Here is a 16,417-nt window from a genome sequence, read left to right as displayed (position 1 = left end):
GGGCTGATCTCCTCGGGGCGGGGTCGGCGGACGGTTGTGCTCGACAACGTCCTCACCCAGTCCTTCGACGACGTCATCTCGTTTTCCCAGTGGTGCCACGCCTCGGACATTGTTCCCGGTCAGGTCACGCAGCGTGTGGCGCGGGAACCGGCGGAGAAATCCCTGGCCGCGAGCCTGCGGATCGAAGAGGGCGATCCGATCGTCTCCGTGTTCCGTCTGCGGCTCATGGACAAGGCCCCGGCCATGGTCGAACGTCTGAACTATCCATTCGAGTTCGGCCGGCACGTGTTGGCCTTCGACACCGATTCGGGCTCGATCTATCAGGAGCTCATCAACCAGGGTGTCGACATCAACCGGGCATCCCGCACGATCGATGCGGTCGGGGCGAACGACGACGACGCCGCTCTTCTCGAGGTCCCGGTGGGCACCCCGCTGCTCCGAGTGCGTCGGCGAGCGTTCACCACCGGAGGCGATGTCATCGAATCCTCCGATGACCGGTACCTGCCGTGGAAGGCGAGCTTCACCATGAACTCCACCCGCGGAAACCCGAGCTCGATGTCCCTCATCTCCGGCGACTGAAACCCCTATTACTACCTGACGGCGGCCCAGCAACCTGGCGCGAGGTATCTGGGCCGTCGTCGGGTAGTAAGGGAAGGGGGTTTTGGATGCGCAACGCATCGAAGGGGTGTAGTGATTAAGCTCGCGACCATGAGCTGTCGCATCGTCATCACCACCGATTACCTCAAACACGGCGATAGCGTCGACCAGCTGCTGCGGGAGCACGGACTCGACCCCGTCTACTCCCCGGCAGCCGGTCGACGCACTGAGGATGAGCAGCGCCATCTCCTCACGGGTGCGGTCGGCGCCATCGTCGCCAGCGAACCGATCACCAAGGACATGCTCGCCGAGGCTGTCGACCTCCGCATCCTCGCCCGCAGCGGAGTCGGCTACGACTCCGTCGACACCAACTCGGCCCAGGAACTCGGCATCCACGTGGCCAACACCCCCGGCGTCAATCACCACGCCGTCGCCGAACTCACGCTCGCGCTCATGTTCAACTGTGCCAAGCGCTTGAGCGACGTCATCGCCGGCGTCGAGGCAGGTCAGTGGCCGCGCACCGCAGGGACGGAGCTGCGCGGCAAGACCCTCGGCGTCATCGGATACGGGCCCAGCGGCAAGGCGATCGCCGCAATCGGTGCGGCTCTGGGCATGAATGTCATCGTCGGCACCTCCCACCCCGACACCGAGGCGGCCCCGAGCATCGAGTTCGCCGACGTCGACACCGTCGTTGCGGCCGCAGACTACCTCACCCTCCACGCTCGAGCGACCGGCACCCCGATCATCGGCGCCGACCGATTCGCGGCGATGAAGGACACCGTGTTCCTCATCAATACCGCCCGCGGATCACTCATCGACGAGGCCGCCCTCGTCGACGCCCTCGATAACGGTCAGATCGCCGGTGCGGCCCTCGACGTGCTCGAGACCGAACCGATGGCTGCGGACAACCCGCTGCGAAACTTCGACAACGTCTGGGTCACCTCCCACTTGGCCGGTCAGACGGTCGAGGCCCGAGAACGGGCCGGGTTGGCCGCGGCCCAAGCCGTCATCGATGTTCTTGAGGGGAAGGAACCCGCGGGCCTCATCGTCTGAAGCAGTGCCTCATCGGTTCGACGGGTCAGGCTGGAATCGACAACCCATTCCAAACCCATCCCGTCCCCACCGGCCGCTGGCGTACCGTTGACTCATGGCGCATCCAAAGATGTTCGATGACGACGATCCGATGCTCGAGCGGGTCCGCGCGATCGCGCTGAACCTGCCCGAAGCGGCCGAGAAGATCTCGCACGGCAGGCCGGCCTTCTTCACGAAGAAGATCTTCGCCCACTACGGAGGCACCGAGAAACTCGTTTCCGGGAAGATGGTGCAGCACCCGCAGGCACTGCTCGTCCTGCTCGACCCCATGGACGCCGAGGTGGTGCTCGACCGACCGGACTCGTTCGTTCCGATGTACCTCGGCCCCTCCGGCTGGGTCGGTCTCGAAATCACCGACCTCGATGACGAGGAGATGCGAGAACTCATCGTCGATTCCTACCGCAACACCGCCTCGGCAAGGCTCATCGAGGTGCTCGACTCTCACGAGTGAGTGCGCAATGAGCGTCCGGAGGAGTGCGGCTCGGCAGTTGCTCGGAAGTGGAACTCAGTCCCCGGTCGAGAAGTCGTCGAGCAGATCCGTCACCGAGGCTGTCAGGCTGTTGACGATGTGTTTGCGGGCGAGCGCTGAGGCTTCTGCTCCATCGCCTGAAACAATAAGATCGAGGATCTCGTGATGTTCGTTGAGGTCGATCATGCGCGGTTCCGTGCCGGTGGGCAGCTCCAGCCCGATCCTGCGGTAGCGATCAGATTTGTCCCACAGGTCATCGAGCATCCTGATCATGATCTCGTTGTGTGAGGCGCAGTAGACGGCACGGTGGAATTCCCGGTGAGCCGCGATTCCGTCGTCGCCCCAGTTGCGAGTGACGGGGACTAGGCGACTTGCTGCCGTGCGCATCCGTTCGACGTCGACCTCGGTGCGGCGCTCTGCAGCCATCGCGGTGGCGTCCGGCTCCAGCGACAGCCGGACCTCGTGTAGTTCCTTAGCTTCGGAGGAGCTGACTCCCGCGACGCGGACGTCTCTGTGGGTTCCGAGGATGACCAGCCCCTCACTCGCCAGCCGGCGGACGGCCTCACGCAGGGGAGTGATGCTCATCTGCAGATCATCGGCAAGCTCGTACTGCGAGATGCGCGAGCCGGGCTTGAGCTCTCCAGTCAGAATCAGGCGGCGCACTTCTGAATATGCCTGCGACCCTTTGCTGGAGAAGACGCTCACGGTCTGCATGGGTGCTCCGGTTCTCTGTCAGGGGTGGTCTCTCGGGCGTCGAGAAATTCAGCATATCTTATAAGGTGACTGCTTGCCGGGGTTGTGCTCCGGGCATCCCCGGGGTAGCGTACTTACATCTTATAAGAAGTGCCCTCATCCGAATGAGCCGAGGGCAAAGTGTTGTCACACTCAGTCTTATAAGAAATATCTATTGTTTGGAGATCCCATGAGAATTGTTTCCGCCCATGTGGGCACCATCCCGATCAGCTCGTCGATGCGCAACGCCTATATCGACTTTTCCAAGATGGACTCGACGATCATCGCGCTGGTCAGCGATGTCATCGTCGATGGAAAGCCCCTGGTCGGATACGGCTTCAACTCGAACGGACGCTACAACGCCTCGGCGATCCTCGAAGACCGGATCCTTCCCCGTCTCCTCGGTGCTTCAGCAGAAGCCATCCTCGATGATGCCGGCGAGCTCTCACCGGAGAAGGCCTGGGATCTGATGATGGCCAACGAGAAGCCCGGCGGACACGGCGAACGTTCCGTCGCCGTTGGAGTTGCGGACATGGCGCTGCACGATCTTGCGGCGAAGGCGGCCGGAGTGCCGCTCTACCGCTGGATCTCCGACCACTACGGGGACGGCGACCCCGACGAGGACGTCTTCGTCTACGCTGCCGGCGGCTACTACGCTCCCGGCAAGACCCTCACGGACCTGCAGGACGAAATGCGCGGATTCTTAGAGGCGGGATATGACGTCGTGAAGATGAAGATCGGCGGCACCGACCTCAAAGGCGACCTCGACCGCATCGAAGCGGTCATCGACGTTCTCGATGGAGACGGTTCCCGACTCGCCGTTGACGTCAACGGAAAGTTCGATCTGCAGACAGCCCTGGAATACGGCCGAGCCATCGACCCCTACGGGCTCTTCTGGTACGAAGAGATCGGCGACCCCCTCGACTATGCGCTCAACGCCACTGTCTCCGAGAACTATCGTCACCCGATCGCTACCGGCGAAAACCTATTCTCTGTCCAGGACGCCCGCAATCTCCTCCGCTACGGCGGGATGCGCCCGGATCGGGACTACATCCAAGTCGACCCGGCACTGAGCTATGGCCTCGTCGAATACCGCCGCTTCCTCGATGTGCTCAAACAGCACGGCTGGTCGACACGGCGCTGCATCCCCCATGGCGGACATCAGTTCTCTCTGCACATCGCCGCGGCGCTCAAACTCGGCGGCAATGAGTCGTACCCCGGCGAGTTCCAGCCGACCGGCGGTTTCACCGACGATGCGATCGTTTCCGGCAGCCGGGTCTCGCCCGGTGAGCTTCCGGGCATCGGCCTCGAAGGCAAGAGCGAGTTCTACACGGTCCTCCGCGGCCTCCACAGCTGAGAGAAATCCTCCTGCCGGACCCGCCCGAAACCTCGATGCGGGTCCGGTGGACCAGCGACAAACATCTTCACGAGTACAAAGGAGCACTCACGATGTCGTCCACCACTACCGAAGAAGAACCCCGACCGCTGTCCGACACTCCCACGCGACGTTCCCGCTGGAGCCGCCTGATCCGTGAACTCTGGTTCCATGTCATCATCGGCGCAGTCCTGGGAATTGCCGTCGGCTTTCTGTTTCCGGCGGTTGGAGCCGCACTGACACCGTTGAGCGATTGGTTCATCGCACTTGTGAAGATGATCGTCATCCCGGTCGTCTTCTGCGTGGTGTCCTTGGGAATCGCCTCGATGGACAGTCTGCGCAGGGCCGGGCGCGTCGGCGTCAAGGCGCTGACCTACTTCATCATCCTCTCACTGCTGTCGATGCTCATCGGCCTCGTAGCAGCCAATATCTTCAAACCGGGAGAAGGACTCGACATCGACCCGTCGACGCTCAACGCCGGAGCCGTCCCCGTCGATGAACACGATTCTCCGGGCAGCGTCGTCGAATTCGTGAGCGGCATCATTCCCGAATCCCTGTTCGGCGCGCTCACCGGCCATACCATCCTGGCGGCGCTCTTCGTCTCCATCCTCTTCGGGTCGGCGCTCAATGTGTCGGGCGAGGCCGGGCGGCCCATCACCCGGGCGCTCCAGTCGCTGCAGACAGTGGTCTTCAAGATCGTGCTCTGGGTGATGTGGTTGGCACCGCTCGCAACGTTCGGCGCCCTGGCCGCAGTCGTGGCGAACTACGGAACGCAGAGTCTCCAACAGCTGGGCTACCTCATCCTCATTTTCATGGGAACCTGTGTCTTCTACGTCATCGTCGTCCTCGGAGTGATCGCTCGGGCCTGCGGAATGAACATCTTCTCGGTGATGCGGTACTTCAAAGAAGAGCTGCTCATCGCGCTGAGCACTTGTTCGAGTGAGGCGATCCTGCCGCAGCTGATCAAGAAGCTCGAGGCTCTTGGAGTCGGAAAATCGACCGTGGGAATCGTCGTCCCCGCCGGATTCTCCTTCAACCTCGACGGTTCGGCCGTCTATCTGACCATGGCAGCGCTGTTCCTCGCACAAGCCGTCGGAGTCCCTCTGGACTGGAGCCAGCAGCTGGCGATCGTGGGGGTGATGATGCTGACGAGCAAGGGGACGGCCGGTATCGCCGGCGGCGCATTCATCGTCCTCGCCAGCACGCTCAGTGCCGTCGGCGGCATTCCGCTGGCGGCTCTGGCACTCATCGTCGGCATCGACCGGATCCTCAACGAGGGGCGGGTGTTCATCAACGTCCTCGGCAACGTCATGGCTGCAGTCGTCGTCGGCAAGTGGGAGAAGGACTTCGACCCGGTCATCGCCCGTCAGGCGCTTGCCCGCCGAACCCTCACATGAACGACGTGGCCCTACGTGAACGACGCCCCCTCGCGTGACCGCTGTGCGGAACGCCATCCCGCCGAGGTGGGGCGGTGGAAGAATACGAAAACGAACCACCCCGATCTGTGCCTACGAAGGAAGCGGAGCCGAATGAGCAACCGCATCGTCATCACGACCGACTACCTCGGCGAAGGGGATGAAGTCGACCGACTCCTGCGTTCGCGGGGTTGCGAACCGGTCTATGCGCCGTCGACGCTGCGCCGCAGCCCTGATGAGCAGGCTCACCTCTTCGATGGAGCGGTCGCAGGGATCGTCTCCAGCGAACCGATCACGCGGGAGATGCTCGCGGCTGCCCCGACATTGAAAGTGGTGGCGCGCAGCGGTGTCGGCTACGACTCCGTCGACATCGCCGCTGCAGCCGATCTTGGGATCACGGTCTGCAACACTCCCGGCACGAATCACCACGCCGTGGCAGAACTGACCTTGAGCCTCATGCTCAACTGCGCGCGACGTCTGACCACGGTCACCCGGGCGGTCGAGGAAGGAGCGTGGCCGCGCGAGGCGGGGACCGAACTGCGCGGCAAGACTCTTGGAGTGGTCGGCTTCGGCGCGAGCGGTCGAGCGATCACGTCGCTCGGTGTCGCCTTGGGCATGAGAGTGCTGGTCTCGACCGCTCATCCCGGCCCGTCGGAAAGTCCGGGCATCGAGTTTGTCGACTTCGATCAGGTGGTGTCGGAGGCTGACTACCTCACCCTGCACGCTCGAGCTACCGGACAGCCGGTGATCGGGGTCGACCAGCTCGCGGCGATGAAGACCACGGCCTACCTCATTAACACCGCCCGTGGGTCTCTCGTCGACGAGTCGGCGCTCGCCGATGCGCTCAGACACCAGCGGATCGCCGGCACAGCCCTCGATGTCCTCGATCGCGAGCCGATGCGCGACGACGATCCGCTCCGAGGGGTTGAGAATCTCTGGATCATCTCCCATCTCGCCGGTCAGACGGTTGAGGCGAGGCAGCGATCCGGTCTGGCCGCCGCCGAGGCGGTGCTCGCCGTCCTCGACGGCGCCACCCCGAACGGCCGCATCGTATGAGTCGTGGGCGGAGCCGCGCCCGAGCAGTACGGACTGACCTATCCGGCCACATGCGAACAACCCCCAACCGACAATGTGCACACGTCACGAAAGGACAGAACACACATGCAGAAGACACATCGGATCGCAGTCATCGCCGGCGACGGAATCGGCAAGGAGGTGGTTCCTGAGGGGATTCGCGCACTCGACGCGGCGGCTGAGGCGTTCGATCTCGACCTCGAGTTCGAGCACTTCGATTTCGCCAACGCCGACTACTATGCCGAGCACGGACAGATGATGCCCGATGACTGGGAGGAGCGGCTGAGCCCGTTCGACGCGATCTTCTTCGGCGCCGTCGGATGGCCGGATCTTGTTCCTGACCACGTGTCGCTGTGGGGAAGCCTTCTGCAGTTCCGGCGGCGTTTCGACCAATATGTCAGCCTGCGCCCGGTCAAACTGTTGCCCGGCATCAAGTCTCCGCTGGCGGATCGCACCCCCGGCGATGTCGACTTTTTCGTAGTGCGAGAGAACACTGAGGGGGAGTACTCGAGCATCGGCGGGAAGATCTTCGAAGGCACCGACCGTGAGATCGTCACCCAGGAAACCGTGATGACGCGCACCGGTGTCGACCGGATCCTGAAGTACGCGTTCGAACTCTCGCAGCGGCGACCGAAGAAGCACCTGACATCGGCGACGAAGAGCAACGGCATCTCCATCACGATGCCCTACTGGGATGAGCGGGTCGAGGCGATCGCCGCCGACTACCCGGAGATCGACGTCGTCAAGTTCCACATCGACATCCTCGCCGCGAACTTCGTGCTGCACCCCGACTGGTTCGACGTGGTGGTTGCGAGCAATCTGTTCGGCGACATACTTTCGGACCTCGGCCCGGCCTGCACCGGGACGATCGGGATCGCGCCGAGCGGGAACATCAACCCGGAGCGGAACTTCCCCAGCCTCTTCGAACCCGTCCACGGGTCGGCACCGGACATTGCGGGGAAACAGATCGCCAATCCGATCGGGCAGATCTGGTGTGCAGCGATGATGCTCGAGCACCTCGGCGAACATGAGGCGGCCGCGGCGGTCCAAGCCGGCTTCGAACGGGTGCTCGACGGCGGTGACGCTGACGTGCTGACCCCGGACATCGGCGGTGTGGGAACCACGCAGACACTTGGCCGCACAATCGCCGAGGAGATCGCGACCGCGAAGAACTAGCTCATCGCTCGGGCTTCCTCGGCAGACATCGGTCGGTTCTGGCCCACCAGAGACTCAGCCCGTGCGGCCTCGCCTTCTCGCGGTTATGAGCACGATCAGCCCCACCGCTGCGAGTATTAGGCCGCCAAGGAATCCGTAGAAGGGGAATCCGTACTGCGTGACCGAGAACTCCTGATCAGTGACGGAGTCCCCGCTGCAAGTCAGGCTCGGCGGAAGGTAACTGGCGGTGACCGAGAACCCCAGCACATCGTTGCCGCCAACGGATCCCGGGCAGATCCCGAAGCCGTCCGATTTCGAGTACCACTGCAGATACTGACCGAGCATCATCAACGGCAGCACGAAGACCCCGACTCCGACGAGGCACAGCGGCCACCGTTCTCGACCGGGTTCGGCCAACGGCGACCGGTACAGCCCGGTCAGCCGGGTCGCCGTGAATGCGAGCACTGCGCCGAGGAGCGCCGCGACGCTGAGCGCGGCGATTGCCATCGAGAACATGAGCAGCGCCGAGGTGGATCCGGAGTGCTCGACCATCGCCGTGCCGCTGTCGGCCGAGGCCTTACAGGTGAACCCGAACGGTGCGCGATCGTCGATGACGATCGCATCGGGGTCGATGCCGAGGGTATCGACCAGATCGGAGCAGGCATCGGCGGCACCGTGTGCGCGGGCTGCCGCTGTCGAAGCCCACGACGTCACCCACTGGGCGGCGTGGAGTAGCGCGGCGACCACCAATCCGGCGCTCGGCAGGAGAAAGCCCACCTGCCAACGCGAAACCCGACGAATACGGCGAAGGAATCCCCGCTCCGCAGCTCGCGCGTTCGTCTCCATGCGACCACGCTAGCCCAAGCCGTATTGTGAAAACCCCGCGGCAGTGCATCCTCGGTGGATCTCACAGAGGGAGTTCACCCGCGACACCCTGCTCAAACTCGAGGCGAATGCTCTGGCCAGCGCCGCCTCGGTGGTCTTAGGCTGAAGCCATGACGACCTCTGCGAATACCCCGGCACAGAACTCACCGATCCCCGCCCTCGACCTCAACGACGGGCGCGCGATCCCGCAGCTCGGGCTCGGGATCTACGCGATGAAGGGCGATGAGGGCGTTGATGCCATCGTGGGTGCCGTTGACAACGTCGGCTATCGTCTCCTCGACACCGCGGTGAATTACGAGAACGAACGCGAGGTCGGCCAGGCGATCGCCGACTGCTCCGTCGCTCGCGAGGACCTCTTCGTCACGAGCAAGATCCCCGGTCGCCACCATGGCTTCGACGAGGCGATCGCCAGCACCGAGGAGTCCCTGGCCCGACTCGGGCTCGACTACCTCGACCTCCACCTCATCCACTGGCCCAATCCCAGCGTCGGCAAGTATGTCGAGACCTGGGAAGGCCTCATTGAGCTGCGCGAACGCGGGCTCGTGAAGTCCATCGGCGTTTCGAATTTCACCGAGGAGATGCTTACCGAGCTCGTCGAGAAGACTGGGGTCACCCCGGCTGTCAACCAGGTCGAGCTCCACCCGTATTTCCCGCAGGAGAAGCTCGTCGCCTTCCACCGCTCCATCGGTGTGCAGACTGAGAGCTGGTCCCCGCTCTACCGTGACCAGGGGCTGTTCGACGAAGCTCCCATCACCGAGGCGGCCGCCGCTCACGATGTCACCCCCGCCCAGGTGGTCCTGCGCTGGCACATCGAGATCGGCAGCATCCCGATTCCGAAGTCGGCGAACTTCGACCGGCAGCGCAGCAATGCCGATGTCTTCGACTTCGAACTCACCCCCGCCGAGGTGGCCGCGATCTCCGGACTCGAGCGCGGTCGGATGAAGGACCGGGATCCTCTCACCCACGAAGAGATGTGAGGTTTCGTCAGCGGCTCTGAGACTGTGTCGCCACAGTTGCGTAGCCTTTCATCAGTCGCAAAGCGACCTCACGGGACATCTGGGGATCCCGTGCCACAATGCGATATCCGAGGTAATCCTCCATGGACATCAGAGTCATTGCGATATCTCTGGTTTCCTGCTGCAGTGCGAATGCGCCTGTTCGAGCTCCGTCGTTGAGGAGCGATTCGTAGAGGTCGACCTGTCGGTGATAGATCGACTGCACATCTTTACGGTTGTGCAGCTCGAATCCGGCGTCAAGGACGGCCATCCAGATCACCCGCCACTCCGCGTCGTCGGATCCGGACGGGAGCCCGGCGGCCATCATGGCGTCGAGGCGATCGATGGGATCCGGGATTTTGTCCGTGAGAGTGCGTCTGTTCTCGAAAAAGCGAATGTCCGAGCGGCGGGCAAGTTCTGCAATGAGGCTTTCGACGTCGGGGTAGTAGTACCGAATCGCATTGGCGGTCTTGCCTAGTTTGTCGGCTATCTGGGGGATCGTCAGCACGGCAAGATCGGCCTCTCCGACAAGTGAGATGGCCGCCTGGAGGATGTCTTCGCGGCGTTCAGCCTGCGTGTTCGGTCGCGCCAATGATCTCTTCCGCTCGGTCCGGGTGCTCCTGCCAAGATTACCGACTTCGCACGATTCATCGAATCAGGTCTTGTGCATCTGTCGGCGATGGATCATTATTTTCATAATAGGAAAAAAACGCGAGGAGAACTGTGAGAGCACGAGATCTCGGCATTGATGTCGGTAGCCATCGGACTGGCCCGCTCAACGCCATCACTGATGTTCCGGGCGTTCGGGTCGGCTATTCGACCATCGGCGGAAGCGCGGTGGATGGAGTTTCATCGGCGAACACCGGTGTGACGATGATCGTCCCTCACGACGACATCTGGACCGAGCCGGTCTTCGCGGGCGCCCATCGTCTCAATGGAAGCGGAGAGATGACTGGCCTCGAGTGGATACGCGAGGCAGGAGAGCTGACCTCGCCCATCGGGCTGACCAATACGCACAGTCTCGGCGTAGTTCGAGATGCTCTGGTCGCGGAACAAGTTGCTCGCCGCGGACCGGGGTTGTACTGGTGTTTGCCGGTGGTCGCCGAAACCTATGACGGTCTGCTCAATGACATCGACGGTCATCATGTGACTCGCCGGCATGTGTCCGAGGCCCTGCGTGGCGCATCGACGCACGCTCCGGCCGAGGGCAACGTCGGTGGAGGCACGGGGATGATCTGTCACGAGTTCAAAGGGGGATCGGGCACGTCTTCGCGGGTGATCGATACTGCCGCAGGGCGTTTCACGTTGGGTGTCTTCGTTCAGGCCAATCATGGGCGACGCGAGAGACTGAGCGTCGAAGGAGTACCCGTCGGCACGAAAATTGGGCCCGGCGCGGTACCGGTTCCCGAATTACCGCGAGAGTTCGAACGAGGTTCGGGTTCCATCGTCGTGATCGTGGCAACCGACGCGCCTTTCCTGCCGCATCAATGCGCGCGTATTGCTCAGAGGGCAGCCCTCGGAGTCGGGCGCATGGGCGGGACTGGTGAGCAGTACAGCGGCGATCTCATGCTTGCCTTCTCCACCGGCAATCGCGGTATCCCTCCCTACCAATGGGACGAGGACCCGCAGGTCGAACGGGCGACAGTAGATGTGTCGATGATGGCCCCTCAGCTCATGACCGCGTTCTTCGACCTGGTCGTTGAGTCGACCGAAGAAGCGATCCTCAACTGCATGATTGCCGCCTCTACATTGACCGGCCCGAACGGTATCACCGCCCATGCCATCGACCACGAACTGCTCAAGGCAGCTATGAGCCTCGAGTGAGGTCGGGGCTGCTTTTCGGCGCACTGCTGAGAACCCCTTCAATTGTGAACGTCAAGGAGGACGTCATGAACACGACAAGGACCGTGACAGAGAAACCTGATCGCCTGACAGGACGACTGGGGACCATCGGAATCGTCTTCATGGTCGTAGCGGCGGCCGCGCCGTTGACGGTCATCGGCGGAAACATGCCCCTAGCTCTCGGAATGGGCAATGGCGCAGGTGCACCTGTCGGATTCCTCCTCGCCGCGGCTATCCTGCTGCTCTTCTCCGTCGGCTTCGTCGCCATGACACCCCATGTGCGTGAAGCGGGTGCATTCTTCTCCTACGTGACTCTGGGCCTGGGCAGGCGAGCGGGCATGGGAATCGCCGCAGTCGCACTCGTCGCCTACACTGCGATCCAAGCCGGGATATACGGATACATCGGCTGGGCCATCGACGACACCGTTCGCTTCTACGGTGGGCCGACCGTCCCGTGGCCTGTGTACTCTCTGTTCACTCTCGCCATCGTGGCGTTCCTCGGCTATCGCCACATCGATCTCAGCGCCAAGGTGCTGGGAGTTGCACTAGTGGCGGAGATCGCTATCGTTCTCGTCCTCGACGCCGCCATTCTCGTGAATCCGGGGCCGTCGGGTGTCACCATGGAGTCGTTCGAACCGGGCACGTTTGCCGACGGCGCGATCGGAGTGGCTGTGCTGTTCGCGCTGACCGGCTTCATCGGCTTCGAGTCGACCGCGGTGTTCCGCGATGAAGCGGATCGTCCTGAGAAGACTGTTCCCAGGGCCACTTACACGGCGGTTTTACTCATCGGCGGCTTCTATGCGTTCACCTGTTGGGCTTTCGTCGTCGCTGTCGGTCCCGATGCCATCGCCGATGTGGCCCAGCGAACTTTGGACGGAAACGCGAATATGCTGCTCGACACGACACGTGATCAACTGGGCGGAATCGGGCGCGATATCGTCAACGTCCTCCTGCTGACGAGTCTTTTCGCCTGCGTGCTGTCGTTTCATAATGTCATCGCCAGATACCAGTTCGTGTTGGCGGGAATGCGTGTGCTCCCACGGCGATTGGCCACGGTGCATCCAAAGCATCATTCGCCGTCATTCTCGTCGATCGTGCAGACATGCACGGCAGGCGTCCTCGTGGCAGTATTCGCCGCGTTCGGCGTCGATCCGCTTGTGGGGGTCTTCGGGTCCATGGCGGGAGTGGCGACGGTTGGCATGATCATTCTCATGCTGACGACATCGCTGGCAGTCCTTGTGTTCTTCGCCCGCGACTCTCAGGCGCGGGCAGGGCGCGTACTGCGGACGATCATTATTCCTGTGACCGCTGCTGTGGGTTTGATCGGAGGGATGATTCTCGTGCTGTCGAATTTCACTCTGGTCACCAGCGGCAGTGTCGGTCTGAGCACCGGATTGGCGCTGATTCCCTTCGCCGCGTTCATCGGCGGCTGTTTCATCGGCAAGCGGCGAAGCGCTGAGGTCGAGCGGAAAACCCCCGCCGAGGTGGCCGCGATCTCCGGACTCGAGCGCGGTCGGATGAAGGACCGGGATCCGCTCACCCACGAAGAGATGTGAGGCGGCACGGCAACGTGTGAACCCGAGCGCGAGGACACGCGGAATTCCGACGAACGACCAGGGCTGACTTTCCGTTGCTCGCGCGGTGGCTCGGTTCGTCCCGCGTTGCCCGATTCTGGAATCACGAGACCACTCTGGAGGCGATCGAGCGGGACTTCGGCGGCAGCGTCGACGGGACGGAGCCCTCGGATGACTTCATCGTCGAGGAGGCCGGAGTACCGATCAGGTTCATCCAACGCAGCAGAACCTGGGACTACGCGGACGAGCAGAGTGAACTCATCGCGCTGGCCGACGTCCCGCGGCCCCGGCAGTCGTCGTGCCCGTGATCGCTGGAAATCCAGCATCTTGGAAGGCCCTGGCCGCCGCCGGCCACGAGCGCATCGCCGAGGGCCACCTTCCACCCGGCAACCCGGTCGACGACGGGTGGCAGTCACGAATAACGAAGCTATCGACCCGGCACCTCGCCGAGCTGACCCCGGATCCTCGTCAGGTCGCTTGCGCCCAGCGGGGTCAGGGACAGCCGCTTCAGTTCGTCCCGGTCCGCAGTGTGTCATCTGCCGTGCTTACCAGGAGCCCTGAACCCTGTAGGCGTTTGATTGTGCGATAAAGGCCACGTTCAGTCCTTCCACTCGTGGCGGTGAACCGCGCCGACGATCTCTTGGAATACGACTACTTGTGTGAGAATGAAACCGTGAGGATGAGAGCCAGGCACCGGCGCGCTCTGCGCGGCACCCTGGCCGCAGCGTTCGCCACCTTCGTCGCTCTGACGTCGCACATCCTCGGCGGGGGATCCTTTCCGACCGCGATGGGCATCATCGTGCCACTGGCACTGTCAACCCTTGTCTGCGTTCTCCTCGCGGGGCGCCGCCTGTCTCTCCCTCGACTGACCGTCTCCGTCGGAATCAGCCAGACGCTCTTCCACCTCCTGTTCTCCATCTTCACGCCGCACGCCTCTGACGCACCGACTGCCTCGGCGAGGTTCGACAGCGGACTCGCCGCGCTTCTCGGCTCGCACTCCCACCACTCACCGTCACATGGTGCCGACCACGCGTCGATGCACTCGATGCACGGCGGCGCGATGCCGATGACCCATGATTCTGCGGCCATGTCTGCCATGGACGGATCTATGGGCGCAGCCGCTGAGATGCATTCGCATTCGTCGCCGGCGATGCTGCTGGCTCACTGCATTGCGGGAGTCGTGACGATCGCGATGATCTATTGGGTCGAGCGACTGCCGATCATGCTCGGCGAATTCGCCCGCCTCATCGTCCGAGCGGTCATTCCTCGCCTCGTCGTCCTCAGGGCACCGATCGAGAAACCTCGGTCGCTGTTCGGCTTCGAGCCCGAGCTGCCACGCAACCTCGGCGTATGCCGATCTCCGGTGCTGCGGCGCGGACCACCGCAGCCTGCTTTCTGACACTCATCACATCCGCGCATCGGCTCTCATGAGCCGGTGCCATCATTGCTGACCCATCTGGCCGTCGACCGCATCTGCACGTCACAGACATCGGGCCGACCCGATCCGGCTCAGCACAACTGAGAGAAAGCATCAACATGACCACACCTTCGTCAACCGTGCCCGAAAACTCCGACTCCAACACTCGACCGCTCCGACCCAGACGTGGCAGACCGTGGCTCGGCCAGCTCCTGCGCCGTCTCCACTTCTATGCGGGCATTCTCATCGGTCCGTTCATCCTCATCGCCGCGCTCACCGGGGCGGCCTACGCCATCAGCCCGACGGTGGAGAGAGCGATCTACGCCGACGAACTCAGCGTCCCGGCCACCGACCATCCGCTGCCACTGGCCGACCAGATCGAGGCCGCGAACACCGTCATCAAAGACAGCGACGCGACGCTGTCTGCCGTGCGGCCGGCGCCCGAACCGGGCGACACCACCCGCGTGATGTATGACGACCCCAGCCTCGGCGAGAGCGAATCCCGTGCGATCTTCGTCGATCCCGGAACCGCCGAGGTGGTCGGTGACCTTACCGTCTACGGAACCTCGGGTGCCCTGCCGCTGCGGACCTGGATCGACCAGATGCACCGCAGCCTCCACCTCGGCGACGTCGGGCGGCTCTACAGCGAACTCGCCGCCTCGTGGCTGGGAATCGTCGCCGCAGCGGGGCTCGTGCTGTGGATCCTCCGTGCTCGCCGGACGCGGAAGCCGACCGCGATGCTGCGACCGAGCCGAAAAGGGAAGGGGCTGAGACGCACCTTCTCCTGGCATGCCTCTGTCGGAGTGTGGGCGGTCATCGGCATGCTCTTCCTCTCGGCCACCGGCATCACCTGGTCACAGCTCGGTGGGGAGAACGTGACGAAACTGCGTGCGGCGCTGAGCTGGGAGACGCCTGCGGTCTCGACTGAACTCGGCGGAGCCTCGGCAACAGATGAGCACGCTCATCACCACGGTGACAGTTCCGCCGCTGAGGAGGCCGACAGCGCCGCCGATCACGCCGCGATCGATCCCGCCGACTTCGACATGGTGCTGTCGATGGGGCACGACGTCAATATCGATACCGGGCTCGTCGAGATCCTGCCTCCGGCCGATGCCGATTCGGCCTGGGTGGTTCAGGAGATCCAACGCAGCTTCCCCACGAAGGTCGACGCCGTCGCCTTCGACCCCGAGACGATGGAAGTGACCGACAGGGTCGACTTCTCCGATTACGGTGCGGCGGCGAAACTCGCCCGCTGGGGCATCGACCTGCACATGGGCACACTGTTCGGACTGGTCAATCAGATCGTGCTCTGCGTCCTCGCGCTCGGCATCGCGGCCATGGTCGTATGGGGTTACGTCATGTGGTGGCAGCGGCGGCCGCGGCGGAATCCGGCAAAGAAGTTCGGCTTCGCGCCGTCTCGTGGAGCACTGGCTGATGCGCCGTTGTGGGGCGTCGGTGCGGTTGTCCTCGCCGCCGTCGCAATCGGGTTGTTCCTGCCGCTGGTGGGCATCAGCCTCATCGTGTTCCTCATCCTCGACGTGCTGCTCGGGCTGAGGACGCAGCGACGCGAGCGGCGGGCCATGGCGAGCTGACGAGCGCAGCCTCCCAGCAACGTGCCGAAACAACACTTCAGGTGCAAGTCGACATCACGTTAGGTGCGGACTGTCATCACTATTTGGACAGGTCATCAGGTTGCGAACCGATGATCTGTCCAAAAAGTGATGTGGCCAGAAGTTCGGGCCGGCAGGCGCGGAGTCGAGCGACGCGGGCGGCCGACGTGATTGGCCGCCCGCCG

At 63.2% G+C, this 16,417-nt stretch carries 15 protein-coding genes and 1 pseudogene; 13 read left to right on the top strand and 3 right to left on the bottom strand.

The features are described 5' to 3' along the window. The 3 genes from D3I60_RS16365 to D3I60_RS16355 all read left to right on the top strand — a co-directional run. Nucleotides 1-579 (top strand): GntR family transcriptional regulator (locus D3I60_RS16365; protein ID WP_262777622.1); only part of this gene is annotated, 579 nt, incomplete at its 5' end. 129 nt (nt 580-708) lie between these two features. Beyond that, the gene (locus tag D3I60_RS16360; RefSeq protein WP_262777620.1) at nt 709-1,650 is read left to right on the top strand and encodes a phosphoglycerate dehydrogenase; all 942 of its coding nucleotides are present in this window, start codon (nt 709-711) and stop codon (nt 1,648-1,650) included. 94 nt (nt 1,651-1,744) lie between these two features. Continuing rightward, nucleotides 1,745-2,140: an MmcQ/YjbR family DNA-binding protein gene (locus tag D3I60_RS16355; protein ID WP_262777619.1), complete on the top strand. Its 396-nt coding sequence runs from the start codon at nt 1,745-1,747 to the stop codon at nt 2,138-2,140. Between the two features lie 54 nt (nt 2,141-2,194). On the opposite strand, the gene D3I60_RS16350 is transcribed toward D3I60_RS16355, so the two are convergent. Further along, nucleotides 2,195-2,872 carry a GntR family transcriptional regulator gene (locus tag D3I60_RS16350; protein ID WP_262777617.1) on the bottom strand — a complete coding sequence of 226 codons (678 nt, stop codon included), beginning with the start codon at nt 2,870-2,872 and terminating at the stop codon, nt 2,195-2,197. Between the two features lie 208 nt (nt 2,873-3,080). Here D3I60_RS16350 and D3I60_RS16345 point away from each other — a divergent pair, with 208 nt between their 5' ends. The 4 genes from D3I60_RS16345 (at nt 3,081) to D3I60_RS16330 (ending at nt 7,930) form a co-directional block, all read left to right on the top strand. Beyond that, on the top strand, nt 3,081-4,247 hold the full coding sequence (locus D3I60_RS16345) for an enolase C-terminal domain-like protein (RefSeq protein ID WP_262777616.1): 1,167 nt from the start codon (nt 3,081-3,083) through the stop codon (nt 4,245-4,247). 92 nt (nt 4,248-4,339) lie between these two features. Then, nucleotides 4,340-5,662 (top strand): cation:dicarboxylate symporter family transporter, encoded by a 1,323-nt coding sequence (locus D3I60_RS16340; protein ID WP_262777614.1) that lies wholly within the window; start codon nt 4,340-4,342, stop codon nt 5,660-5,662. A 132-nt stretch (nt 5,663-5,794) separates the two neighbouring features. Beyond that, entirely contained in the window at nt 5,795-6,736 is a 942-nt protein-coding gene (locus D3I60_RS16335; protein WP_262777613.1) for a phosphoglycerate dehydrogenase, read from the top strand. 105 nt (nt 6,737-6,841) lie between these two features. After that, entirely contained in the window at nt 6,842-7,930 is a 1,089-nt protein-coding gene (locus tag D3I60_RS16330; protein WP_262777611.1) for a tartrate dehydrogenase, read from the top strand. A 54-nt stretch (nt 7,931-7,984) separates the two neighbouring features. Here D3I60_RS16330 and D3I60_RS16325 read toward each other — a convergent pair whose 3' ends face one another. After that, nucleotides 7,985-8,755 (bottom strand): hypothetical protein, encoded by a 771-nt coding sequence (locus D3I60_RS16325; protein ID WP_262777609.1) that lies wholly within the window; start codon nt 8,753-8,755, stop codon nt 7,985-7,987. A 149-nt stretch (nt 8,756-8,904) separates the two neighbouring features. Between D3I60_RS16325 and D3I60_RS16320 the strand changes: the two genes are divergently transcribed. After that, complete coding sequence (locus D3I60_RS16320) at nt 8,905-9,771, top strand: aldo/keto reductase (RefSeq protein ID WP_262777607.1); 867 nt, start codon at nt 8,905-8,907, stop codon at nt 9,769-9,771. A gap of 7 nt (nt 9,772-9,778) precedes the next feature. On the opposite strand, the gene D3I60_RS16315 is transcribed toward D3I60_RS16320, so the two are convergent. Further along, nucleotides 9,779-10,381, bottom strand: a complete 603-nt coding sequence (locus D3I60_RS16315; RefSeq protein ID WP_262777605.1) for a TetR/AcrR family transcriptional regulator — start codon at nt 10,379-10,381, stop codon at nt 9,779-9,781. Between the two features lie 131 nt (nt 10,382-10,512). Between D3I60_RS16315 and D3I60_RS16310 the strand changes: the two genes are divergently transcribed. The 5 genes and pseudogenes from D3I60_RS16310 to D3I60_RS16290 all read left to right on the top strand — a co-directional run bounded on the left by D3I60_RS16310 (nt 10,513) and on the right by D3I60_RS16290 (nt 16,214). Further along, a complete protein-coding gene (locus D3I60_RS16310) occupies nt 10,513-11,613 on the top strand; it encodes a DmpA family aminopeptidase (RefSeq protein ID WP_262777603.1) in 1,101 nt (366 codons plus the stop codon). 65 nt (nt 11,614-11,678) lie between these two features. Further along, nucleotides 11,679-13,187: an APC family permease gene (locus tag D3I60_RS16305; protein ID WP_262777601.1), complete on the top strand. Its 1,509-nt coding sequence runs from the start codon at nt 11,679-11,681 to the stop codon at nt 13,185-13,187. A 71-nt stretch (nt 13,188-13,258) separates the two neighbouring features. Further along, nucleotides 13,259-13,513: pseudogene (locus D3I60_RS16300) on the top strand (hypothetical protein); the annotation flags it as partial. Nucleotides 13,514-13,884: 371 nt separating this feature from the next. After that, nucleotides 13,885-14,604 carry a hypothetical protein gene (locus tag D3I60_RS16295; protein ID WP_262777600.1) on the top strand — a complete coding sequence of 240 codons (720 nt, stop codon included), beginning with the start codon at nt 13,885-13,887 and terminating at the stop codon, nt 14,602-14,604. 137 nt (nt 14,605-14,741) lie between these two features. Next, entirely contained in the window at nt 14,742-16,214 is a 1,473-nt protein-coding gene (locus D3I60_RS16290) for a PepSY-associated TM helix domain-containing protein (protein ID WP_262777599.1), read from the top strand. Nucleotides 16,215-16,417: the final 203 nt, after the last annotated feature.

This window comes from Brevibacterium permense, from assembly GCF_025506275.1.
Classification (GTDB): Bacteria; Actinomycetota; Actinomycetes; order Actinomycetales; family Brevibacteriaceae; genus Brevibacterium; species Brevibacterium permense_A.
Note: the sequence above shows the minus strand (reverse complement) of the source record. Positions and strands in the feature narration are given on the sequence as shown.